The organism is Streptomyces sp. NPDC005070 (assembly GCF_053600395.1).
Window position 1 is genome coordinate 20,772 of the sequence record NZ_JBSFZS010000043.1, and the last position, 20,971, is coordinate 41,742.

Here is a 20,971-nt window from a genome sequence, read left to right on the forward strand (position 1 = left end):
CGAACTGCGCCACCAGTACCCACCACCCAGGTGCTGACAAGCTGTGAACGAGGCGTTTTCACTGCGTACGGAGCCATAGGCGGATCGCAGCCACAGTGACCGTCCCATGGAAGACGTACGCCCGTTTGTCGAAGCGCGTGGCGACGGCGCGGAAGTTCTTGAGCCGGTTGATGGTCCGCTCGACCTCGTTGCGGCGGCGATAGATCGACTTGTCGAATCCTGTGGGCCGGCCTCCTTGGCTGCCGCGGCGCCGGCGGTTGGCCCGCTGGTCTCTCGGCTCGGGGATCGTGTGCTTGATCTGGCGCCTGCGCAGGTGACGCCGATTACGGCGTGATGAGTACGCTTTGTCTCCCCCGACATGGTCGGGTCGAGTGCGCGGTCGTCCACCAGCCTGCCGGGGCACACGGATCTTCTCCAGGACGGGAATCATCTGCGGTGCGTCCCCCCACTGGCCGGGCGTGATGACAAACCCGAGCGGGCGACACCCACCTTCCCCAGCAAGGTGGATCTTGCTCGTGAGCCCGCCTCGCGAGCGTCCCAGGCCCTCATCGGGACGGTGACGCGCCGGACTCTTGCGCCGACCCGGGCTCTTCGGGGCGCGAGTGGAGGCGCCGGCCGCGTGCTGATGAGCGCGGCAGGTCGTGGAATCGACGCTGACCACACTCCAGTCGATCCGGCCCTCGGCATCGACGTCGGCCTGGACGGCCCGCAGAATCCTCTCCCACGTGCCGTCCGCCGACCACCTGCGATGACGATCGTGAACCGTCTTCCAGCTACCGAAGCAGGGAGGAAGGTCCCGCCAGGGGAGGCCGGTCCGCTGCCGGAACAGAATCCCGTTGATCACACGGCGGTGGGACTGCCAGCGTCCACCCCGTCCGTGATTCGTTGGCAAGTGCGGCTCCAGTCGAGCCCACTCTTCATCCGCAAGATCTCCCCGCCCCATGTCCCACGGGACGAGTGCCCAGCGGGAGCGTCACTCGACCCATCGGACACGACCTAGGTCTAGCACCCCCGCTAGTACCAGATCTTGCCCTTGACCTGCGACCTAGCGTCTAGCAGCGGCACCCCCGGACGCCGTCATTCCCGCCCGAGAGAGGAATCCCGCCCCATGGTCACTGCTTGCCTGCTGTTCCTGCTCGTGCTCGGCCGCTACGCAGTGTTGTGTGCGGTAAAGCCGTTCGCGCCGTGCCGCCGATGTGCCGGCCGAGGGGAGATCGAGCGCTTCCGAAAGGCGCACACCTGCCCCCGGTGCCGTGGCCACCGGCTCCGGGGGCGCCTCGGACGCCGGGCCCACAACGCGTTGGTCCGTACGTACGACGACGGCAGCCGCTGATCGCAGCAAGCGCTCCGGCTATGGCTGCGAGGTGCCGTTCATGGAGTTGGTCCGTTGCTTCGGAGGGCGCTGCTTCGGTGCCGCTTTCGGCTTAGGGTCTTTCCGTTCGGCCGATGACCTGCCTCTGTGGGAGCTGGTGGCAAGAACCTCGTTAATGATCTGACACCGCACATCCTGGGCGTGATCGGCGTCGAGTCCTGCCGTCAGTCGTTCAGCGGTCAGATAGAAGCTGTTCAAGACCGGTTGGTCGAAGTATCGGTTCAGTTGGCCGATTGACTCCTTGTACATCGACAGATACGTCTTGGTGAGGTATCCGGACAAGACGGTGCTGAATGCGGCGAGAGCACCAATGAACCAGCGGACTTGATCGAGCGGAACGAATGCCACGGCGAACGCGGCACACACCAGCAGAAGCAAACCGATGTGCATCGCGACCCGGGATGACTTGAACGATTTGTCAGCCTGTTCAGTCACGATCCGGTGATAGGTGTCGATCTGGCCCTGGTTGAGTTCCATGAGAGTAGCCAGCTCGGTGGTCTTCTTCAGCTTCTCCAGCGCTTCATGCCGTAGCTCTTGCTGGGTCTTCAACTGCTCAGCGATACGCGCGTTCTGATTCTTCATGTACGTGCGCCGCGTGATCAGCCAAGGAACAGTGATGAGGAGAAGGATGAGGCAGGTGGCTCCAACACCAGCGACTGCTGTCCACACAGCCCTGTCTGCATCGCCATTCTTGTCGGCTGCCAGGGACAGAAGCATGGCTCCCACTCCGGCGATACCAAGGGCGATCGACCCGGCTGCGAAGAATGCCGCTTTGCGATCGTCCTTGCCCTGGAAGGCCACGTAGTGGCCCTGACGGTAGACGTCTCCGCTCATCGCGACCCCGATGGTCCCCGAGCTTACAATTCTGCCGTCGGCCTCACCGCTCATACTTAACCCCCTGATCAGGACCGGAAGCCTAGTGCCGGCCCTACGTACGCGGGACCGGTTCGCGTGAACTAGTGACTTGCCGCACCCGCCGGGCTTCTGGGCCGGTAGGCGAGAGGAGCGGTCCCTCGGGGCCGCTCCTCTACTTCAGGCGGCTTTCAGCGGGCTGTTCGATGCCCGCAGCAAGCTGTGGATCCGGGCATCCCGCACCCGGGCCTCCGGGTGCTTCGGCCCGAACGCCTCGGCCATGACCTGAGAGACGGCATACATGGTCAGGGTGTCCGGCGGGATCGGCGTCCCCGTCGTGCCGTTCAGCCGCAGTGTTCCGCCGCTGCCGTGGCCGGTCTCGTAGCAGTCGACGGTCTCGTCACCGAGGGGCAGCCCCAGCTCCGCGAGTCGGGCATGTACTGCTCCGATGGCGTCGTTGTGCCCACGAACTGTCAGGAACAGTGCGCCCAGCTCGCGAGCTGCGTCGTGGATCGCCTTGACGATGGCGTCGTCGGACTTGGACAGCTTGGCGCTCATGGCCTTCACATCTGCCGCGTGGGGGCGCTCGGCGGCCTTGCGGTTCTTCAGGGCCTGGTCCTGTGCGGCCTTGCGTTCCTTCAGCTCGGCGAGATGCCCCATCCTCAGCCGGATCGCATCTGCCGTCTCGTCCCGGTTGGCCATGCGCAGACGCGCGCCCCGCTCCCGCATCTCGGCGACGCGGGCCTCGGCCTGCTCAGTGATCACGTGCTGCTCCTTCAGGCAATGGATCGGCGGGCCGCTGCGCGGGCTCGCGCGCGGTCCGTGTGCTGCTGCCGCGCAGACTCCGGGGCTGCCGTGGCGAACAGGGCCTGCGCCTCGCGGATGCTGCGCCGGGCGTCAGCGTCACCGGCGAGCGCGGCGTCTTGATGCTTGGTCATCGCACGGATGTGCGCTCGACTCGCGCTGAGGGCCATGCCGTGATCCGAGGCTTCGTATGCGGCGCGTATATCGTGAATGCCGTGGGGTCGAGTCGCCATTACGTTCCCTTTCGGTGCGGCCGAATATTTGATCCCCTCTCTTTATTCTAATGGGGAACGCGGGTTCTTGAGTGCGAAATCCCGCTTTGTCAACCCTGATTGTGGAACTATTTATTTTGCCGAGAAATTACCTAAAAATCTTTTCGATTTGAGCGCGCAGGACCACATGGTGTGGCGCGGATTTTCAAGCCTATAGCGATTCCGGCATTTCGTATGAATCGGATTCTTTGGTCAAGGTGTGCTTGAGGGTTCCGGCTGGTCGTCGCCATCAAGGACCCTTTTTGCGATCTCCAGGAATCGATCCCGAGCGTGGTGGTACGCATTAGCTTCTTGGGTCGCTTGTCCGTCGCTACGCTCCCGGGCTTCGTGAGCTTGACTGAACGAATCCACGACTTGCTCGACCCCTTCGAGGACTGACTCTGGTCCCTCAAGGGAGATGGCGGCCAAAGCCCGCACGATAGGTGACACGTCGGAGAAATTTCCGCGCTCGATGCTTTCTGCTACGTCCAGAAATTCGATGTACACCTGTCGCCGCCTTTCGTCGATGCGGGCACGCCGCTGCTCGTCGAGAGTGGCCTGCACCGTGTGCAACAGCGCGTCCGCCTGGCGTTCCCCAGCGTGCTTTGCGGCCTCGGCCTGCCGCAGCCCGGCGCTCCGCGTGTACCACCCTGTGACGATCGAACCCGCCACCGCTGAACCGGCCGCGATCAGCGCGACCCCCCATTCGCTCATGGATGGAGTCTGCCGGTCGACGGCCCGTGAAACGGGGGGATCGGTCGTACTCGTGCAGGGCCGCGGCGAGTTGCCGACCCTCGGGGGCGTGACGCCGCAGGAGCGCACCGGCCGTCGTGTGCAGTTCGTTCCACGAGGGTGGACGGTCGACGGCGAGGGCATCCTCCAGCACCGTGCGGACGGGGTGATTGCCGGCCGGGAGGGCGTGACCATCATGCTCGCCGTCTGGGTCCGTCGCGGGGGCCTTGGTGTGTTCGCTTGAAGCTGCTCAGAGCCAGAGAGACCAGACGCTCGCTCCGGAGCCCAGTACGACGCCCAGAAGCGTCAGCAGGAGAGGGGCTTTCAGCGAGTCTGAGGCCTGCTCCAGCACGTTCAGGCGGATGAGCTCCTTGAGATAGGAGACATCGTTCCACGAGGAGGACGGCGGCAACACCATCTCCATGTGCAGCTTCTTCTCATCTTCCGGCATCTCAGATGCCAGAAGAATCTGGATCCCGCGCCATTGCCAGTCCAGCTTTCGATACTCGGCCCGTAGCTCGCCACCGCCCCAAATGAGCCCGCCGATGGTGAAGAGCAGGGCAAGGATGGTGAGGGCTGCGACCGTGCCGCGCTGGCCGTCGAGGCCGGCGGCGAGGACCACGCTGGCCCCCGCGGCGAAGCCTGCGCCTAGAGCCGACCAGTGGCGCGCCGTCACTCGGGGATGGCCTGATCGCGGACGAAGGAGCCCATGCCGGGCGTGGTGACCAGCAGACCTTCTTCGCGCAATGCGGCGGTCGCCTTCCGCACGGTGCCGCGGGCGACGCCGAACTCCGCCTCCATCTGGACCTCGGAGACGAGCGTGCGGGGCGGCAGCTCGCCGCTGATGATGCGGGCGCGGAGCACTTCTGCGATCTGCTCCCACTTGGGCCGGGTCGGGTCGTAGTCGATCACCCGTCCGACTGTAGGTATGCGGACGTATTAGGGCATAGATATACATAGCCATGCCTAGGTATAGACAGGTGTGTACAGGACTCTTACGGTGGCGGCCTAGGAGGCCCCGGCGACCGCGCGAACGGCCCCGGGGCGTGGCCGACGCTTCGAGGAGCGCGACATGACGCAACGTAGCGGCCGCCCGGCGGCCGTGGCAGAGGCCCTGCCGCTGGATGTGGAGACGATGAGGGCGACGGCCCGGCTGCTCCTGGGGGAGGACGCCGAACTGCCCACCGAGACCGAGCTGAACACCCTGACGCTCACACTGCGCGGGCACATGATGCTGCTCATCCCGGCCGTCGAGGACGTGGCCCGGCCGCTGCCCGAGGACGACGTGCCCCGGGCCTGCGCGATGGCGTGCCTAGGGGAGTCCCGCATGCGGCTCGGGCTGGAGCCGGGGGTCACCCTGCCCGCCGCCGTGGCCCACGCGCAGCGGCTCGCCCGTTCCGTGAACGCGTTGTGCGATCACGTGGAGAACCTGAACGGGGGGCACAGGTGAGCGCGCTCCGGATCTGCCGCCACTGCGACGAATCGATCACCGACCCGGACGACGCGGTCCTCATCGGTTGCGATCTCGGCAACTCCGGTCCGGGCTGGGACGTCTGGGCGCACACCAGGCACGCTGCGTTGGTCGGGCCGGACCCGGACGCGGTGCGGATCCTGGCCCGCGTCCTTCTCGCGCGAGCGCAGCAGTGAGCCGGCCGTCTGCTGTTCGTCACTCACCTACGTCACGAAGGTACGTATGTCAGTCGAGAATCCCCCGCAGGCAGCGGCACTGGCCGACCTGCGCAAACTGTCCGGGCTGTCGCAGCTTGAGGTCGCCCGGCGGATGGGCGTCAGCAAGGCGCGGACCGGCCAGATCGAACTGGACTTCCCGAACGTGCGTTTCTCCGTGGTGGAGGCATACATCAAGGCCCTCGGCGGGCGTATCGAGTTCGCCGCTGTCGGGCCCGTCGATGTGTGGGCGGACGAGATCGCGCAGGACCCGCGAGGCCCCCGTGATCACGGCGACCGTACCCGCGTCCGCTCTGAGGGCGGCTGACGGCCCGTGAGGCGGACGGCGGGAGTGCCCGCCGTCCGTCCTTGGAACGCGACCCTGAGGGGCGCTCAGGGGCTTGGGCGGCGCTGCTGCGGCAGTCGGACGCGCGATAGAGGGAACAGAGCGATCTGGACCCACTCTCGCGTCTGATGCACGACTGCCAGCCCTTCGCCCTCGAACCGGATGCGCAGCCTCGCCGGTGCGCCGCCCGCCCTCTCGGCCGCGCTCAGCCGTACGGTGCTCACGGCTGCCGTCATGCCCCGCCTGAGAGCCCAGCGAGAGGCGCCGGACCGGACGGCGCGGACGGAGTCGAAGTCGGTCCCCTCGATGATCTCGTGTTGCAGGAGTTCATCGTCGGTATCCAGCGGGACCGGCTCCATGCGCCTTTCCTTCTCTCCCTCATGGGGCTGCGCCCCGGGGAAGTCGCGGGGCTGCGCTGGGAAGACGTCGACCTGGAGTTCGGGACGCTTTCGGTTGTAAACACCAGGACGATGGTCAAGAACAGCTACGTCATCGAGAAGGACACCAAGACCAGTTCAGGGGAGCGGGACCTTCCGCTGCCGGACAAGGTGAAGGAGGCGCTGAAGAAGTTCAAGGCCCGTCAGGCGCGCGAGAAGCTCGCGGCGGGGGAAGCGTACGAAGAGAGCCGGTACGTGCTGGTGGACGACCTCGGTCGCGTCCTGACCACGCGCCACCTGCGTGAGCAGGCATACGACCTGATGAAGCGTCTGCAACTCCGGAGGGTGCGCCTCTACGACGCTCGTCACTCCTGCCTCAAGTACCTGGCTGTCAACGGAGTCACGGACGTGGTCCTCGCCGCCTGGGCGGGCCACACGAACGCGGCCTTCACGAAGGCCCGGTACATCGCCCCCGATGTCGAAGACCTGCGCCCTGCGGCCTTCGCATGGGACGGTCTTCACGGCGCTCTTCCGGTGCCGATGTGAGAAGTTGTGAGATCTGATCACTAAGTGATCAGGAAAAAGTGCCTCTGACCTGGTAGTACGTGCCCCACCGCAGATCCAAACTTCGATTCTGCGCGGTGGCGCGGGCATCCGCCCGGTGTGCGGGGCCCGCGAGCTGCGCCTACCGTGGCTCGCATGGGCGATGCGGTGGAACTCGAAGCGGCCGGCAGGAGCGTTCGTCTGTCCAGCCCGGACAAGATCTTCTTCCCTGAGCGCGGATTCACGAAGCTGGACCTCGCCCAGTACTACCTCGCCGTCGGCGACGGCATCCTGCGCGCCCTGCGCAACCGCCCCACCACCCTGGAGCGCTACCCGGACGGGGTGACCGGGGAGTCCTTCTTCCAGAAGCGGGCGCCCAAGAACATGCCCGACTGGATCCCGACCGCCCACATCACCTTCCCCAGCGGCCGCAGCGCCGATGAGATGTGCCCCACCGAGCCGGCCGCCGTGCTGTGGGCCGCGCAGTTCGGCACGCTCACCTTCCATCCCTGGCCGGTCCGCCGCGACGACGTCGACAGTCCCGACGAACTGCGCATCGACCTCGACCCGCAGCCCGGCACGGACTACGCCGACGCGGTGCGCGCCGCCCACGAACTGCGCGAGGTCCTGCACGAGTACGGCGGTCTGCGGGGCTGGCCCAAGACCTCCGGGGGCCGCGGCCTCCATGTCTTCGTGCCCATCCAGCCGCGCTGGACCTTCACCCAGGTGCGCCGGGCTGCCATCGCCGTCGGGCGCGAGCTCGAACGCCGTATGCCCGACCAGGTCACCACCGCCTGGTGGAAGGAGGAGCGGGGCGAGAAGATCTTCGTGGACTACAACCAGACGGCCCGGGACCGCACCATCGCCTCGGCCTATTCCGTACGTCCCCGCCCGCACGCCCCGGTCTCCGCACCGCTGCGCTGGGACGAGGTGCAGGACGCCAGACCCCGGGACTTCGACCTGGCGACCATGCCGGGCCGCTTCGCCGAACTCGGCGACGTGCACGCCGACATGGACGAGCACGCCTTCTCGCTGGAGGCCCTGCTCGAACTCGCCAGCCGCGACGAGCACGACCACGGTCTCGGCGACCTCCCGTACCCGCCCGAGTACCCGAAGATGCCGGGCGAGCCCAAGCGGGTGCAGCCGAGCCGCGCGAAGCACGAGGACGCCTAGAGTCCGGGGCCGGCCTCGGGGCCCGCCTGGGGCCCTCTCCGCCAAGTCACCCTGTGGTGACACCGGTTCGAGGCGTTTTCGATGATCGGGGAGCACCCCCACGGAGCGAGCGGTCGCGCGGCTATCCTGATCGGCATCCGCCGAGGAGGTGCCCTGAGGTGACCGAGACAGCGTCGCGCCCCACGCTGGAGGCCGTGGCCGCGCGGGCCGGGGTCTCCCGGGCCACCGTGTCACGGGTCGTGAACGGTGGGGACGGAGTCCGTGAGCCGCTCGTCGAGCGGGTGCGCCGGGCCGTCGAAGAACTGGGCTACGTGCCGAACCAGGCCGCCCGCAGCCTCGTCACCCGGCGCCACGACGCGGTCGCCGTGGTGATCGCCGAGCCCGAGACGCGGGTCTTCGCCGACCCGTTCTTCGCACTCCAGCTCCGGGGCATCAGCAAGGAGCTGACGGCCAACGACTCCCAACTGGTCCTGCTGCTCACGGAAGGGCGCGACGACCACGCCCGCGTCGCCCGCTATCTCGCCGGCGGCCATGTCGACGGCGCGCTCGTGTTCTCCCTGCACCTCGACGACCCGCTGCCGGGCCTCATCCACGGCGCAGGTGTGCCGACCGTGTTCGGTGGACGGCCCGGCTGGGGCGACGGCGTCCGCGAAGCCGTGTATGTCGACTGCGACAACCGCGGCGGAGCCCGCCAGGCCGTTCGCCACCTTCTCGGTCTCGGGCGGACGCGCGTCGCCCACATCACCGGTGCCCTCGACCAGACGTCCGCCGTCGACCGGCTCGACGGCTTCCGGGACGTCATGGCCGACGCCGGTCCGGAGCTCGTCGCGCAGGGGGACTTCACCCCCGCCGGCGGCGAACGCGCGATGCGGGAAATCCTGGAGCGCCGCCCCGACGTCGACGCGGTGTTCGTGGCGAACGACCTGTCGGCCCTGGGCGTGCTGCGCGTGCTGCGTGAGCACGGACGACGGGTGCCCGACGACGTTGCCGTGATCGGCTTCGACGACATGCTGCCGATAGCCGAACAGACGGATCCGCCGCTGACGACGGTGCGTCAGGACATAGAGGAGATGGGCCGGCTGATGGCCCGGCTGCTGATCCGCGGTCTTGAGGGCGGCCCCGCCGCGCAGGACCCGGCGCCCGATCCCGCCGGAGTGGTCCTGCCGACGACGATCGTACGACGGGCCTCGGCGTAGGGCTGAAGACCGTGGTGCGAGGGGCCTCGGCGCGGCGCCGGCGCCGGTGGCACGACGGGGCTCGGCCTGGCGCGCGGGACCTCTCGGCGCGGGGCCGGTGGGATTGCCCCGCGCCGGCCCCGGCGACCGGGGGCGTCAGCTCTGCTGTGGGGCGCTCTTGATCACCGCGAAGCGCGCCCCGTACGGATCGGCGAGCTTGGCGATGCGGCCGACGCCCTCCATGTCCGTGGCGGGCATACGGACCGTACCGCCGAGTTCCCCGGCCCTGGCGACCACGGCGTCCGTGTCGGGGACCTCGATGTACGGCAGCCAGTACGCGCCGGCCTTCGCCTCGACCGGGTCGTCCGCGAGCGGCATCAGGCCGCCGAACACGCCCTCCGCCTCGGTCTCCGCGGGGTTGACACAGGTGTAGGTCCCGCCCGGGAACTGGAACGCCGAAGTCTGCCACCCGAAGACGGAGTTGTAGAACGCGGCGGCCGCGGCGATGTCCGGCGTGCAGAGCTCGACCCAGCACAGCGAACCGGGGTCGCCCGCCATGCCCAGGCCCTTGGTCCGGCCGGGCTGCCACACGCCGAAGGTCACGCCCGCCTGATCGGCGAGCATGGCCATGTGGCCCTCGCCCATCACGTCCATGGGCGGCATGAGCACCGTGCCCTTGTGCTGCTCGACCGCCTTGGCGGAGGCTTCGGCGTCCGCGGTCCGGAAGTAGACGTTCCAGGACGGCGGGCCCTGCTCGGCGGTGATCTGCATCCCCCCGGCCACGGTCTTGCCGTCCACCTGGAAGAAGCCGTAGCCACCGGCGTCCGGCCCCGCCGACTGGAACCGCCAGCCGAAGATGCCTCCGTAGAAGGCGATGGCGCCTTCGATGTCGGCCGTGCCGACATCCAGCCAGTTCGGGGAGCCGTTGACGAAGCTGGTGGTGAGCATGATTGCCCTCCTTTGAGGGGTCCCGTTGCCTTTGATGCCGAGTCTTCCACCGCCCACTGACAATCGCCCCGGAGACGCGCAAACCGCCCGGAGCGGCGACGTCCGTCACTCCGAGTGGCCGCCGGGATTCGTATCGTCGCCGACTTCTCCCGCGCGCCGCCGTGCCCTAGGCCTTCCCGCGGGGCCATCATCGAGGCCGCCGGAAGCCTTGGTACACCGCGTTGATCCCGCGTTGATCGAACGTTTTTCGCCGCCGGGCACGCTGTGACCATGTACTCGGTAACCATCACTCCGTCCGACCTCGCCTGGCAGGAACAGGCGTTGTGCGCGCAGACGGGGGCGGACTTCTTCTTTCCCGAGCCGGGCAGCTCGGTACGCGACGCCAAGCGCATCTGCGGGATGTGCGTGATGCGTCCCGCGTGCCTCGAATACGCGCTGAGCAACGACGAACGCTTCGGCGTGTGGGGCGGACTCTCCGAGAAGGAGCGCCTCGGCCTGCGGCGCGCCCTGGAGTGACACGCCCCCGGCCTCCTTTCGACTGCCGTCGTGGATCATCGGAGTGAGCTGATTGGCATATGCGCTTGGACAGTGACAAATGTGCGTATGACGTCCTCTGATCGTTGTCACCGACACCGAAAGGGATGTCATGGCCGACAGCAAGGCCGACAAAGCAAAAAAAGCCGCCGGGTCGATCGGACTCGTGACGCCGTTGGGGAAGTCTGCCGCCGCGCAGGCTCCCCGGGCCGACGAGGAGTGGCAGCTCCCCGGCGGCAGTGCGCGGGTGTACTACGGACAGGGCCAGAAGGGAGTGGTCCGGCCGGTGGTCCTCGCCGACGGCTTCAACCTCGGGCCGTCCGACTTCGACTGGCTGTGGGACGGGCTGGAGAACGGTGAGTTCCCGTTCATCAGCCGGCTCCGGCAGCGGGGACGCACGCTGATCCTCGTCGGGTTCGACGAGCGGAGCGAGTCGATCCTGCGCAACGCCGAGACGATGACCGCCGCGATCATGCGGACCATCGCCGAGCAGCTCGGCGACGCCCGGCTGCTCGTCGGCGGGTTCAGCATGGGCGGCATCGTCGCCCGCTACGCGCTGGCGAAGATGGAAATGCAGCGCATGGACCACCGGGTCGCCTGCTACGTGTCGTTCGACAGCCCGCACCGGGGAGGGTGGGTGCCGATCGGGCTCCAGGCGTTCGCGCACTACCTCGCCGACGCCGGCGACGACACCTACCTGCGGCAGATCAGCAGCCCCGCCTCCCAGCAGATGCTCTGGCGCCACCTGGACGCTCTCGACGGCACGCCGAAGGAGAGCCCGCTGCGCACGGAGTTCAAGCACCAGTTGGAGCGGGTGGGCGGCTGGCCGCGCATCCCGCGCCTGCTCGGGGTCTCCAGCGGACGCGGTGACGGCGTGGGCAACGGGGTGCGCGCCGGGGCGAAGGCGCTGACCTGCGCCGGGCCGCTCTTCGACGGCACGTACTTCCTCGCCCAGCCGAAGGGCGAGGCGGCGGAGGTGGCCGTGCTCGACGGCATCCTCGGCGGACCGCACACGATCACCACGAGCGGGTTCCCCGAACTGGACGGCGCGCCCGGCGGGACGCTCGAATCGTTCGGCATCGTCGGAGACACGCTCAAGGCGTTCGGCGAGAACATCGACATGGTCCACCGGGCCGTGTGCTTCGTCCCGTCCGTCAGCGCGGTCTCGGTCCGCGACCTGGACCGGCAGGAGAACCTGTACGTCAACATCGACCAGCTGCCCCCGGACCAGTCCGATCTCGACGACTTCATGCTCTCCGAGCGCAACGACCCGCACGCCATCATGACGCCGGAGATCGGGGAGTGGGTCCTGGACCGGCTCCCCGACTAGACCGGCCCGGGACTGGACCGGTCGGGGACCGGGCAGCCGCGCGACCGGTCGTGGCCCACGGGGCCACGGCATGTGCGGGCGCCCCGGCAGGACCTGAACCCTGCCGGGGCGCCCGCGCCCGTTCCTGTCCGCCCGGGACGGGTCACGCGGTGGCGCGGGCCGCCATCCGGGCCTTGCGGGCGGCGAGCTTCTCGTCGAACTTCGAGGCCTCGGCGTCGAGGCCGCCCATGAAGAAGCCGAGCTCCTCCTGGGCCTTGAGGCCCTCGGGGCCGAGGCCGTCGATCTCCAGGATCCTGAGGTGACGCAGCACCGGCTGGATCACGTCGTCGTGGTGGATGCGCAGGTTGTAGATCTCGCCGATGGCCATCTGCGCGGCCATGCGCTCGAAGCCGGGCATGCCGTGACCGGGCATCCGGAAGTTGACGACGACGTCACGGACGGCCTGCATGGTCAGGTCGGGGGCGAGCTCGAACGCGGCCTTCAGAAGGTTGCGGTAGAAGACCATGTGGAGGTTCTCGTCGGTCGCGATGCGCGCCAGCATGCGGTCGCAGACCGGGTCGCCCGACTGGTGGCCGGTGTTGCGGTGCGAGACGCGGGTCGCCAGCTCCTGGAAGGCGACGTACGCGACCGAGTGCAGCATCGAGTGACGGTTGTCCGACTCGAAGCCCTCGCTCATGTGCTGCATCCGGAAGGCCTCGAGCTTGTCCGGGTCCACCGCGCGCGAGGCGAGCAGGTAGTCGCGCATCACGATGCCGTGCCGGCCCTCCTCCGCCGTCCAGCGGTGCACCCAGGTGCCCCAGGCGCCGTCGCGGCCGAAGAGGGACGCGATCTCGTGGTGGTAGCTCGGGAGGTTGTCCTCGGTGAGCAGGTTCACGACGAGCGCGATCCGGCCGATCTCGGTGACCTTGGACTGCTCCTTGTCCCAGGCCTCGCCGTCCTCGAAGATCCCGGGGAAGTTGCGGGCGTCGCTGAAGGGCACGTACTCGTGCGGCATCCAGTCCTTGGCCACCTTCAGGTGGCGGTTGAGCTCCGTCTCGACGACTTCCTCCAGCGCGTACAGCAGACGAGCGTCGGTCCAGGCGGCTGCCGGGCTGCCGAGGTCGGGGGAAGTGATCGTCACTGGTGCTCCAGGGAGGGACGGGACAACGAGCTGATACCTAACCTACGGCATCGTAGGCTACGTCTCCGTAGGTTACGTCTCCGTAGGTTAAGAAGCCCGTAAACACTGCTGATCAGCGGTGTTGCGGGCGAGGGTACGCCGCTTCCGCCCCCTGCCGGAGAGGCCCCCGGGCGTCGAGGGGCGGGACCGAATGGGTGACTCGCTCACTCGTTCAGACGTACAGCTCCCGAAGTCTCACCGAGAGGCAGGTCACGCAGCCTTCGAGCTTCTCGAACTCGCTGATGTCCACCACGACCGGTTCATGGCCGAGGTCGGCGAGCAGTTCCGCGGTCTTCGGGGCGGACGCGGCTATCAGCAGCTTCCCGCCGCCCAGGAGCACCACGTGCGCCCCGGACTCCTCCGGGACGGCCAGGAAGCGCGGGAACAACGAGGGCGTGTCCACGAGCGGCTCGTGCCCGATCACCGTCCCGTCGGGCAGAGCGGTGACCGCCGACTTCAGATGCAGCACCTTGCTGACGGGAACGGTGACGACCCGCGCCCCGAGCGGTTCGAAGGCGGCGCGCAACTGCTGGACCCCGGCCGCGTTCGTCCGGCCGCCGCGGCCCACGTAGATCGTGTCGCCCACCTTCAGGACGTCGCCGCCGTCGAGGGTGCCCGGATCCCAGATCCAGTTCACCGAGCAGCCGAGGCGTGCCACGGCCTCCTCGACCCCCGGCGTCTCGGCCCGGCGGGACTCCGCGCCGGGCCGGGCGATGAGCGCGACATTGCGGAAGACGACGACGGCGTCCTCGACGAACACCGCGTCCGGACAGTCCTCGGCCGGGTCCACCTCGACGGTCTCCCAGCCGTGCGTCCGCAGCGCCTCGGTGTACGCCTCCCACTGCTCGACCGCGAGATCGACCTCCACCTCCGTGCGTTCCAAGTGGGTCACCAGCCCCTCGGCGAGGCGGGGGCCGGGCCGGCGGACGAGCGCTTTCTGACTGGGCACGGGCGGGTCTCCGAATCGGCTGGGGGTGTCGAACGCACCATCATGCAGCGCGGTTCGCGCCCACAGAAGACCCCCGGCCCGACACCGGGCACCGCCCACCCCCGACGCTAGGCCGCCTCCGCCTCCCCGCACTATGAGGAATACCCGACAGTTTCCGGAGCGATTTCTTTCAGTTCTCCTCCTTCCAGCAGCAGCCGTCGCGTGATGCCGATCGACTCCAGGAACGGCATGTCGTGGCTGGCGACGATCAGTGCCCCTTCGTACGACTCCAGGGCCGTGGTGAGCTGGTGCACGCTCGCCATGTCGAGGTTGTTCGTCGGCTCGTCGAGCATCAGGAGCTGCGGGGCGGGCTCGGCCAGCATCAGGGCCGCGAGCGCCGCGCGGAAACGTTCGCCGCCGGAGAGCGTCGCCGCCCGCTGGTCGGCCTTCGTCCCCTTGAACAGGAAGCGGGCGAGCCGGGCCCGGATCCGGTTGCCGGTGGCGGCGGGCGCGTACCGGGCCACGTTCTCGGCGACCGTCAGCTCGTCGTCGAGGACATCGAGCCGCTGGGGCAGGAAGCGCAGGGGCACATGGGCGTGCGCCTCACCGGACACGGCGTCCAGCTCCCCGGCGATCGTGCGCAGGAGTGTCGTCTTGCCCGATCCGTTGCGCCCGACGATCGCGACGCGTTCGGGTCCGCGAAGATCGAACACGCCGTTCACCCGTGCACCGTGCATCAGCTCCAGCCGGTCGAGGGTGAGGACGTCGCGCCCCGGCGGCACCGCCGTGTACGGCAGGTCGATCCGGATCACGTCGTCGTCCCGTACGGCCTCCACCGCCTCGTCGAGGCGCTCCTTCGCCTCGCTCAGCCTGCCCTCGTGCAGGAGCCGGTGCTTGCCCGCGGACTCCTGGGCCGACCGTTTGCGCGCTCCCATGACGATCTTCGGTTCGCGCTTCTGGTCGTTCATCTTCTGCCCGTACCGCCTGCGCCGGGCCAACTTGACCTGAGCGTCGACCAGTTCGCGCTTCTGCTTCTTCAGATCGGACTCGGCGACGCGCACCATGCGCTCCGCCGCCTCCTGTTCGGCGGCGAGCGCCTCCTCGTACGCGGAGAAGTTCCCGCCGTACCAGGTGACCTCGCCGGAGTGCAGATCGGCGATCTGGTCGGCCAGATCGAGGAGTTCGCGGTCGTGACTGACCACGATCATGACTCCGGACCAGGCTTCCACGGCCGCGTACAGCCGCTGTCGCGCGTACAGGTCGAGGTTGTTGGTGGGTTCGTCGAGCAGCAGGACGTCGGGCCGGCGCAGCAGGAGCGCGGCCAGCCGCAGCAGCACCGACTCGCCGCCGGACACCTCACCGATCGTACGGTCCAGGTCGATGTGTCCGAGGCCGAGTTCGCCGAGGGTCGCGCGGGCCCGCTCCTCGACGTCCCAGTCGTCGCCGACGACGTCGAAGTGCTCCTCGGACACGTCACCCGCCTCGATCGCGTGCAGGGCGGCGCGGACCGCGCGGATGCCGAGGGCCTCGTCGACCCGCAGCGCGGTGTCGAGGGTGACGTTCTGCGGCAGACGGCCGACCTCGCCGGCGACCCGGACGGTCCCGTCGGCCGAGGTGAGCTCTCCGGCGATCAGCTTCAACAGGGTCGACTTGCCCGAGCCGTTGACGCCGACGAGTCCGGTGACGCCCGGTCCGAAGGCGACCTGGAGACCGTCGAAGACCTCGGTGCCGTCCGGCCAGGCGAAGGACAGGGAGGTACAGGTGACGGAGGTGGGGAACGTTGACATGAGAGCCTCGCGATTGCTGGATGCGGTCGGGGGTACGCGTACGGGACACCGCGAGGCGACGACGATCCGGTTCGGAGGAGAGCGGGAAGAACGGGCTCCGCACCCTGGGACGGCTCGAACGCCGAGGTCGCACGCTGCGCACACGCGGGTCCGACGGGACCGGCTGTGTGACGCGGTGTCTCCGACCTCAGACGAGCAACGTCCTTCTCCATTCGACGGCAACAGAACCGCTTCACACCGTAGGGACGGTCCCGAGGGCTGTCAAAGGATTAACGCGCCCCACCGACGAACGCGCCCCACCGACGAACCGAGGAGATCCCGTGCCGAACGGCTCGCTCTCGTTGCCCGCCCGGCTCTACCTCCTGGCGTGGGACACCACGAAGGGGAGGATCACCGGGTCCACCCACCTCCACCACCTGGTCCGCGCCGGCGCCCTCACCGAGCTCGCCCAGCGCGGGCTGCTCGTCGACGACGACGGCATCGTCACCCCCGTCGACGCCGACTCCCGGACCGGGGACGTCGTTCTCGACGGGCTCCTGGAACTCGTGGCGGAGTCCCGGCCCCGGCGGTGGAAGCCGTGGGTCACCTCACGGGCCCGGGTCACCCTGGACGCGGTCCGCGCCCAGCTCGCGGCCGAGGGATACCTGCGGGCGGAGCGCAAGCGGGTCTTCGGGATCTTCCCGTCCGTCGAGTACGAGCTGGACCGGGTCCCCGTGGTGGAAGCCCTGCGCGAGGACGCACGGGAGGTGCTGGAGGGACCGGTACCCGTCGCCGACGTCGGTGACCGCGACGCCGCCCTCGTCGCCCTGGCCACGGCCGCCGAGCTGCGTACCTTCGCGTCGCCCAAGGAGCGCAGACTCCACCGCGCCCGCATCGACGAGCTCACCGAGCGCGGGGGAGCGGCGGCTCCCGCCCTGAGGAAGGTCATCCGGGACGTCCGCACGGCGGTGGTCGTGGCGGCCACGACGGCCTCCTCCACGACCGCTGCCACGACGGCGTCGAACTGAACGTGGCGAAGGCCACGTCGAACCGGACGCCCGGCGCGGGACGGGCTCGCCCCGGGAATCCACGTTCCCGGGGGCGCGCCCGGCCCGTCGTGCGCCCGGCACCCCCGTCCATGTCGGATTCCTGCCAGCGTCCCTCGCACCGGGCTGCTTGGCTTGTCCCCATGACCGACACCGAGCGACTCCGTGACTCCGCCCTCGCCTTCCGCGCCCTGCACGTGCCCGGCCGGCCCCTCGTCCTGGCGAACGCCTGGGACGCGGTGAGCGCCCGGATCGTCGAGGACGCGGGCGCCGCGGCGGTGGCGACGACCAGCGCGGGCCTCGCCTGGACGCTGGGAGCGGCGGACGGGGACCGGCTGGACAGGGAGGACGCGTTCGCGGCCGTCGCGCGGATCGCCGCCGTGGTCCGGGTGCCGGTCAGCGCGGACATCGAGAGCGGCTACGCGTCCGACGCCACGGGCGTGGGGGACACCGTAAGGGCGGTGCTCGCGGCGGGCGCGGTGGGCGTCAACATCGAGGACGCCCTGTACGAGGAGGGGGCCGGGCCGCTGCGGCCGCGGGCGGAGCAGGCGGAGCGCGTCGCGGCGGTCCGCGCGGCCGCCGACGCGGCGGGGGTTCCCCTGTTTGTCAACGCTCGCATCGACACGTTTCTGCGCGGCGCGGGCGGGGTGGAGGAGACCCTGGAGCGGGCCGCCGCCTTCCTGGCGGCGGGAGCCGACGGGGTCTTCGTCCCCGGAACCGTCGATCCGGTGACCGTGAAGGCGCTCGTCGAGGGCATCGAAGGCCCCCTGAACATCCTGGTGGGCCCCGGGGCGTCGTCCGTGGACGAGCTGGCCGCACTCGGCGTGGCCCGGATCAGTGCGGGGTCGAGCATCGCGGCGGCGGCGCACGCCCTGGTCCGGCGTGCCGCGCGGGAGCTGCTGGGCACGGGGACCTGCGAGAGCCTGACCGGCGGGTTCGACTACGCCGGCCTCAACGCCCTGATGGGACGCGCCGGCTGACGGCACCCGCGCCGGGTCAGCAGGTGCCCCGCATGAGCTCGGCCAGGTCGTGGTCCAGGTCCACCTGGAGGTGCTCGAGGCCGACCGGCACCAGCTCGGTGGTCTGCTGGAGGAAGGTCCGCACCTCGCCCGAGCGCACATGGATCACGGCGGTGCCCTCGGGGGCGTGGAACTCCAGGACGGTGCGGTCGAAGCCGTACGGCCGCACCCGTACGTCGCCGTACCCCACCGCGTCCTCCAGACCGGACACGAGCAGTTCCCGGGCGAAGGTCCAGCAGACCTCGATGCCTTCGAGCGTCGCGGGGGCCGGGAAGGTCATGCGGACGGCGAACGGGTCGGTCCGGTCGTAGTGCAGCGTGGCCGGAATGCTCGGCATCCGCGGCGCGGCGGCGACGAGGCGGGCCTCTACGGGCTGCTCGATTGCGGTGGACAACGCCTTGCTCCCTTGTGACGGCTGGACGAACTCCGGGCGGATGAAGCCGGTCAATTGAAGAGACGGAAGAATGACCCGGCGCGTGCACCTCTGACCCGAGTGACCTCTGTCACCGAGGCCACGCACCGGGAGATCCACTTTCCCCGATCGTGATGATCCTTGTCGCAGATCGCGGTGATCCCTTTCCGTTCCGCACTCACCCGACACCGGAGAGGACACCCGGGCGGCTCCCGAGGTTCCCGCCGGAGGCCATCTGGACGCGATCGGGGGAGTCGGCTAGCTTCGCCCGCCATGAGGGGCTTGGGGAAGACGAGACGCACGGGCCGTACGGTCGGCGTGGGTTCGGCGGCGACCGCACTCGCCGCGGCGCTGGTGGTGGCTGTACCGGCGGTGGCCGCGCCCGCGCAGGCGCACGACACGGCGCGGCCCCCGCACTGGGCGCTCAAGGACACCGGCACGGACGCGCGCCTGCGCGGGCTGTCGGCCGTCGGCAGGGACACCGCGTGGGTGGCCGGCTCGAAGGGCACCGTGCTGCGTACCACCGACGGCGGCGCGGTCTGGCGGAACGTGTCGCCGCCCGGTGCCGCGGACCTGGAGTTCCGCGACATCGAGGCGTTCGACGCCCGGCGTGCCGTGGTCCTGGCCATCGGCGAGGGCGAGGCCTCCCGCGTCTACCGGACCGAGGACGGCGGCGCCACGTGGACCGAGTCCTTCCGCAACACCGATGTTCACGCCTTCTACGACTGCCTCACGTTCCTCGACCGGCGGCACGGGCTGGCGGTGAGCGACCCGGTGGACGGCAGGTTCCGCATCCTGTCGACCCGCGACGGCGGCCGTACCTGGAAGGTGCTGCCCGGCGACGGGATGCCCGCCGCCGAGGACGGTGAGGCGGGCTTCGCCGCGAGCGGCCAGTGTCTGGTCGGCTCGGGACCCCGCGATGTGTGGCTGGCCACGGGAGGCGGGGCGCACGCGCGCGTGCTGCACTCCGTGGACCGCGGACTGACCTGGACCGCCACCGGTACCCCGGTCCCCGCGGGCGACCCGGCGCGCGGCGTCTTCGCCCTCGCCTTCCGCGACCGCGTCCACGGCATCGCGGTGGGCGGCGACTACCGCGCCGACCAGCCCTCACCGCGGGCCGCGGCGATCACCCCCGACGGCGGCCGCACCTGGACCACCGCTGACCGGCCCCCGCCCGCCTACCGCTCCGGCGTCACCTGGCTTCCGCACAGCCGCACCGCGGCCCTCGCGGTCGGCCCCACCGGCACCGACCTGACTACCGACGGCGGCGGCACCTGGCGCACCCTCGACACCGGCTCGTACGACACCGTGGACTGCACCCCGGACCTGGGCTGCTGGGCCTCCGGCGAGAAGGGGCGCGTCGCCCGGCTGGAGCGTTGAGCCGCGGGGAGGGTCCTCAGCCGAGGGTCTCGCGGTAGCGCTCCAGGCCCGGTGCCGTCTTCGTCGCGACGAACTCGGTGACGCGGTACGCGCACACGCCCGCGGCGACGAACGGGTCGCCCGCGGCGATCTCCTCGATCCGCGCCCGGTCCTCCGCGACGGCCAGGATCACCCCGCCGTCGCGGGGATTCTTGCGCCCCGAGGCGAGGAAGGTCCCGGCCGCGTACTGCTCGTCGAGCCAGGCGACATGTGCCTCCAGAACGGCGTCGACGGCATCGAGCGGCGCGGTGTAGGACAACTCCAGTACGAACATGATCGCGACCCTGTGCCCACCGTCCGCCCGCCCGGGCCCACCCGGGCGGGGACCGGCCCGTAGGCTCGTCCGCATCATGACGATCGTGAGCATTCCCGCGGGCTGGCCCGTCACCGAGGAACAAGCCCGGGCCGTACAGGACGAGTTGCGCGACCGGGTGGTGCTCGACGAGCCGGGCCCGCCGCCCGGCACCGGCCACGTGACCGGCGTCGACGTCGCCTACGACGACGAGCGGGACGTCGTCGTCGCGGCCGCCGTCGTCCTCGACGCGGCGACCCACGAGGTCGTGGCGGAGGCCACCGCCGTCGGCAGGGTCTCCTTCCCGTACGTCCCCGGACTGCTCGCCTTCCGCGAGATCCCGACCGTCATGGCCGCGCTGGACGCCCTGCCCTGCCCGCCCGGTCTGGTCGTCTGCGACGGGTACGGACTCGCCCACCCCCGCCGCTTCGGCCTCGCCGGCCACCTCGGCGTCCTCACCGGACTCCCCACGATCGGGGTCGCCAAGAACCCGTTCACCTTCGCCTACGAGGAGCCGGGCGCCCGGCGCGGCAGCGCCTCACCGCTGCTGGCGGGCACCGACGAGGTGGGCCGCACGCTGCGCACCCAGGACGGGATCAAGCCGGTGTTCGTGTCCGTCGGCCACCGCGTGGACCTCGACAACGCCTGCGCCCACACCCTCGCGCTCACCCCGAAGTACCGCCTGCCGGAATCCACCCGCCGGGCGGACTCCCTGTGCCGCCGGGCTCTCCGGCAGGCGACCTCCTGACACCGCCCGCCGACCCGCCCGCCCACGTGAGTACGGCTCCTGAGTACCCGTACGGATGTACGGCCGAGCCGTGACCGGCA

26 protein-coding genes are annotated in these 20,971 nt (G+C 69.6%); 13 read left to right on the forward strand and 13 right to left on the reverse strand.

Going from position 1 to position 20,971, the window contains the following annotated elements; genetic code table 11:
- Positions 1 to 58: 58 nt before the first annotated feature.
- The 5 genes from ACWEBX_RS16940 to ACWEBX_RS16960 form a co-directional block, all read right to left on the reverse strand.
- Positions 59 to 943: an IS5 family transposase gene (locus ACWEBX_RS16940; RefSeq protein ID WP_451885620.1), complete on the reverse strand. Its 885-nt coding sequence runs from the start codon at positions 941 to 943 to the stop codon at positions 59 to 61.
- A 408-nt stretch (positions 944 to 1,351) separates the two neighbouring features.
- Positions 1,352 to 2,260, reverse strand: coding sequence for a hypothetical protein (locus ACWEBX_RS16945; RefSeq protein WP_451885621.1), 909 nt, complete (start codon positions 2,258 to 2,260; stop codon positions 1,352 to 1,354).
- A gap of 144 nt (positions 2,261 to 2,404) precedes the next feature.
- Positions 2,405 to 2,989, reverse strand: coding sequence for a hypothetical protein (locus ACWEBX_RS16950; RefSeq protein WP_451885622.1), 585 nt, complete (start codon positions 2,987 to 2,989; stop codon positions 2,405 to 2,407).
- 11 nt (positions 2,990 to 3,000) lie between these two features.
- Positions 3,001 to 3,162 carry a hypothetical protein gene (locus ACWEBX_RS16955; RefSeq protein ID WP_451885623.1) on the reverse strand — a complete coding sequence of 54 codons (162 nt, stop codon included), beginning with the start codon at positions 3,160 to 3,162 and terminating at the stop codon, positions 3,001 to 3,003.
- A 330-nt stretch (positions 3,163 to 3,492) separates the two neighbouring features.
- Positions 3,493 to 3,993: a hypothetical protein gene (locus ACWEBX_RS16960; RefSeq protein ID WP_451885624.1), complete on the reverse strand. Its 501-nt coding sequence runs from the start codon at positions 3,991 to 3,993 to the stop codon at positions 3,493 to 3,495.
- An 88-nt stretch (positions 3,994 to 4,081) separates the two neighbouring features.
- Here ACWEBX_RS16960 and ACWEBX_RS16965 point away from each other — a divergent pair, with 88 nt between their 5' ends.
- Complete coding sequence (locus ACWEBX_RS16965) at positions 4,082 to 4,255, forward strand: hypothetical protein (protein ID WP_451885625.1); 174 nt, start codon at positions 4,082 to 4,084, stop codon at positions 4,253 to 4,255.
- Between the two features lie 6 nt (positions 4,256 to 4,261).
- On the opposite strand, the gene ACWEBX_RS16970 is transcribed toward ACWEBX_RS16965, so the two are convergent.
- Both ACWEBX_RS16970 and ACWEBX_RS16975 read right to left on the reverse strand, forming a co-directional pair.
- On the reverse strand, positions 4,262 to 4,633 hold the full coding sequence (locus ACWEBX_RS16970; RefSeq protein WP_451885626.1) for a hypothetical protein: 372 nt from the start codon (positions 4,631 to 4,633) through the stop codon (positions 4,262 to 4,264).
- A 50-nt stretch (positions 4,634 to 4,683) separates the two neighbouring features.
- Positions 4,684 to 4,923, reverse strand: coding sequence for a GntR family transcriptional regulator (locus ACWEBX_RS16975; protein ID WP_451885627.1), 240 nt, complete (start codon positions 4,921 to 4,923; stop codon positions 4,684 to 4,686).
- Positions 4,924 to 5,083: 160 nt separating this feature from the next.
- Here ACWEBX_RS16975 and ACWEBX_RS16980 point away from each other — a divergent pair, with 160 nt between their 5' ends.
- From ACWEBX_RS16980 to ACWEBX_RS17005, 6 genes are all read left to right on the forward strand, one after another.
- Complete coding sequence (locus ACWEBX_RS16980) at positions 5,084 to 5,461, forward strand: DUF6415 family natural product biosynthesis protein (protein WP_451885628.1); 378 nt, start codon at positions 5,084 to 5,086, stop codon at positions 5,459 to 5,461.
- A complete protein-coding gene (locus tag ACWEBX_RS16985; RefSeq protein ID WP_451885629.1) occupies positions 5,458 to 5,658 on the forward strand; it encodes a hypothetical protein in 201 nt (66 codons plus the stop codon). Before ACWEBX_RS16980 ends, ACWEBX_RS16985 begins: the two co-directional genes overlap by 4 nt.
- A gap of 46 nt (positions 5,659 to 5,704) precedes the next feature.
- Positions 5,705 to 6,004 (forward strand): helix-turn-helix domain-containing protein, encoded by a 300-nt coding sequence (locus tag ACWEBX_RS16990; protein WP_451885630.1) that lies wholly within the window; start codon positions 5,705 to 5,707, stop codon positions 6,002 to 6,004.
- 335 nt (positions 6,005 to 6,339) lie between these two features.
- Positions 6,340 to 6,945 carry a site-specific integrase gene (locus ACWEBX_RS16995; protein ID WP_451885631.1) on the forward strand — a complete coding sequence of 202 codons (606 nt, stop codon included), beginning with the start codon at positions 6,340 to 6,342 and terminating at the stop codon, positions 6,943 to 6,945.
- A 153-nt stretch (positions 6,946 to 7,098) separates the two neighbouring features.
- Positions 7,099 to 8,115, forward strand: coding sequence for a non-homologous end-joining DNA ligase (ligD, locus tag ACWEBX_RS17000; protein WP_451885632.1), 1,017 nt, complete (start codon positions 7,099 to 7,101; stop codon positions 8,113 to 8,115).
- 158 nt (positions 8,116 to 8,273) lie between these two features.
- Positions 8,274 to 9,311, forward strand: coding sequence for a LacI family DNA-binding transcriptional regulator (locus tag ACWEBX_RS17005; RefSeq protein WP_451885633.1), 1,038 nt, complete (start codon positions 8,274 to 8,276; stop codon positions 9,309 to 9,311).
- A gap of 135 nt (positions 9,312 to 9,446) precedes the next feature.
- On the opposite strand, the gene ACWEBX_RS17010 is transcribed toward ACWEBX_RS17005, so the two are convergent.
- Positions 9,447 to 10,238, reverse strand: coding sequence for a VOC family protein (locus tag ACWEBX_RS17010; protein ID WP_451885634.1), 792 nt, complete (start codon positions 10,236 to 10,238; stop codon positions 9,447 to 9,449).
- 270 nt (positions 10,239 to 10,508) lie between these two features.
- Here ACWEBX_RS17010 and ACWEBX_RS17015 point away from each other — a divergent pair, with 270 nt between their 5' ends.
- Both ACWEBX_RS17015 and ACWEBX_RS17020 read left to right on the forward strand, forming a co-directional pair.
- On the forward strand, positions 10,509 to 10,754 hold the full coding sequence (locus ACWEBX_RS17015; RefSeq protein ID WP_451885635.1) for a WhiB family transcriptional regulator: 246 nt from the start codon (positions 10,509 to 10,511) through the stop codon (positions 10,752 to 10,754).
- 130 nt (positions 10,755 to 10,884) lie between these two features.
- The gene (locus tag ACWEBX_RS17020; RefSeq protein WP_451885636.1) at positions 10,885 to 12,102 is read left to right on the forward strand and encodes an esterase/lipase family protein; all 1,218 of its coding nucleotides are present in this window, start codon (positions 10,885 to 10,887) and stop codon (positions 12,100 to 12,102) included.
- 142 nt (positions 12,103 to 12,244) lie between these two features.
- On the opposite strand, the gene ACWEBX_RS17025 is transcribed toward ACWEBX_RS17020, so the two are convergent.
- The 3 genes from ACWEBX_RS17025 to ACWEBX_RS17035 all read right to left on the reverse strand — a co-directional run bounded on the left by ACWEBX_RS17025 (position 12,245) and on the right by ACWEBX_RS17035 (position 15,976).
- Positions 12,245 to 13,222 carry an acyl-ACP desaturase gene (locus ACWEBX_RS17025; protein WP_451885637.1) on the reverse strand — a complete coding sequence of 326 codons (978 nt, stop codon included), beginning with the start codon at positions 13,220 to 13,222 and terminating at the stop codon, positions 12,245 to 12,247.
- Positions 13,223 to 13,433: 211 nt separating this feature from the next.
- Positions 13,434 to 14,210 (reverse strand): dimethylargininase, encoded by a 777-nt coding sequence (ddaH, locus tag ACWEBX_RS17030; protein WP_451885638.1) that lies wholly within the window; start codon positions 14,208 to 14,210, stop codon positions 13,434 to 13,436.
- Between the two features lie 131 nt (positions 14,211 to 14,341).
- Entirely contained in the window at positions 14,342 to 15,976 is a 1,635-nt protein-coding gene (locus ACWEBX_RS17035) for an ABC-F family ATP-binding cassette domain-containing protein (protein WP_451885639.1), read from the reverse strand.
- Positions 15,977 to 16,296: 320 nt separating this feature from the next.
- On the opposite strand from ACWEBX_RS17035, the gene ACWEBX_RS17040 reads away from it, so the two are divergent.
- Together ACWEBX_RS17040 and ACWEBX_RS17045 are read left to right on the forward strand one after the other, a co-directional pair.
- Positions 16,297 to 16,983: a GOLPH3/VPS74 family protein gene (locus tag ACWEBX_RS17040; RefSeq protein ID WP_451885640.1), complete on the forward strand. Its 687-nt coding sequence runs from the start codon at positions 16,297 to 16,299 to the stop codon at positions 16,981 to 16,983.
- 161 nt (positions 16,984 to 17,144) lie between these two features.
- A complete protein-coding gene (locus tag ACWEBX_RS17045; RefSeq protein WP_451885641.1) occupies positions 17,145 to 17,981 on the forward strand; it encodes an isocitrate lyase/PEP mutase family protein in 837 nt (278 codons plus the stop codon).
- A 16-nt stretch (positions 17,982 to 17,997) separates the two neighbouring features.
- Here the strand turns inward: ACWEBX_RS17045 and ACWEBX_RS17050 are convergent, their stop codons facing one another.
- The gene (locus ACWEBX_RS17050; protein WP_451885642.1) at positions 17,998 to 18,414 is read right to left on the reverse strand and encodes an SsgA family sporulation/cell division regulator; all 417 of its coding nucleotides are present in this window, start codon (positions 18,412 to 18,414) and stop codon (positions 17,998 to 18,000) included.
- Between the two features lie 291 nt (positions 18,415 to 18,705).
- On the opposite strand from ACWEBX_RS17050, the gene ACWEBX_RS17055 reads away from it, so the two are divergent.
- The gene (locus tag ACWEBX_RS17055) at positions 18,706 to 19,812 is read left to right on the forward strand and encodes a WD40/YVTN/BNR-like repeat-containing protein (RefSeq protein WP_451885643.1); all 1,107 of its coding nucleotides are present in this window, start codon (positions 18,706 to 18,708) and stop codon (positions 19,810 to 19,812) included.
- A gap of 16 nt (positions 19,813 to 19,828) precedes the next feature.
- On the opposite strand, the gene ACWEBX_RS17060 is transcribed toward ACWEBX_RS17055, so the two are convergent.
- The gene (locus tag ACWEBX_RS17060; protein ID WP_384803152.1) at positions 19,829 to 20,125 is read right to left on the reverse strand and encodes a YciI family protein; all 297 of its coding nucleotides are present in this window, start codon (positions 20,123 to 20,125) and stop codon (positions 19,829 to 19,831) included.
- 76 nt (positions 20,126 to 20,201) lie between these two features.
- Between ACWEBX_RS17060 and ACWEBX_RS17065 the strand changes: the two genes are divergently transcribed.
- The gene (locus ACWEBX_RS17065) at positions 20,202 to 20,891 is read left to right on the forward strand and encodes an endonuclease V (RefSeq protein ID WP_451885644.1); all 690 of its coding nucleotides are present in this window, start codon (positions 20,202 to 20,204) and stop codon (positions 20,889 to 20,891) included.
- Positions 20,892 to 20,971: the final 80 nt, after the last annotated feature.

Coding starts and splice junctions, on each gene's coding strand:
- ACWEBX_RS16940 (WP_451885620.1), bottom strand. CDS start 943: ATGGGGCGGGGAGATCTTGCGGATGAAGAGTGGGCTCGACTGGAGCCG.
- ACWEBX_RS16945 (WP_451885621.1), bottom strand. CDS start 2,260: ATGAGCGGTGAGGCCGACGGCAGAATTGTAAGCTCGGGGACCATCGGG.
- ACWEBX_RS16955 (WP_451885623.1), bottom strand. CDS start 3,162: ATGACCAAGCATCAAGACGCCGCGCTCGCCGGTGACGCTGACGCCCGG.
- ACWEBX_RS16960 (WP_451885624.1), bottom strand. CDS start 3,993: ATGAGCGAATGGGGGGTCGCGCTGATCGCGGCCGGTTCAGCGGTGGCG.
- ACWEBX_RS16980 (WP_451885628.1), top strand. CDS start 5,084: ATGACGCAACGTAGCGGCCGCCCGGCGGCCGTGGCAGAGGCCCTGCCG.
- ACWEBX_RS16990 (WP_451885630.1), top strand. CDS start 5,705: ATGTCAGTCGAGAATCCCCCGCAGGCAGCGGCACTGGCCGACCTGCGC.
- ligD (WP_451885632.1), top strand. CDS start 7,099: ATGGGCGATGCGGTGGAACTCGAAGCGGCCGGCAGGAGCGTTCGTCTG.
- ACWEBX_RS17010 (WP_451885634.1), bottom strand. CDS start 10,238: ATGCTCACCACCAGCTTCGTCAACGGCTCCCCGAACTGGCTGGATGTC.
- ACWEBX_RS17015 (WP_451885635.1), top strand. CDS start 10,509: ATGTACTCGGTAACCATCACTCCGTCCGACCTCGCCTGGCAGGAACAG.
- ACWEBX_RS17020 (WP_451885636.1), top strand. CDS start 10,885: ATGGCCGACAGCAAGGCCGACAAAGCAAAAAAAGCCGCCGGGTCGATC.
- ACWEBX_RS17035 (WP_451885639.1), bottom strand. CDS start 15,976: ATGTCAACGTTCCCCACCTCCGTCACCTGTACCTCCCTGTCCTTCGCC.
- ACWEBX_RS17045 (WP_451885641.1), top strand. CDS start 17,145: ATGACCGACACCGAGCGACTCCGTGACTCCGCCCTCGCCTTCCGCGCC.
- ACWEBX_RS17055 (WP_451885643.1), top strand. CDS start 18,706: ATGAGGGGCTTGGGGAAGACGAGACGCACGGGCCGTACGGTCGGCGTG.
- ACWEBX_RS17060 (WP_384803152.1), bottom strand. CDS start 20,125: ATGTTCGTACTGGAGTTGTCCTACACCGCGCCGCTCGATGCCGTCGAC.
- ACWEBX_RS17065 (WP_451885644.1), top strand. CDS start 20,202: ATGACGATCGTGAGCATTCCCGCGGGCTGGCCCGTCACCGAGGAACAA.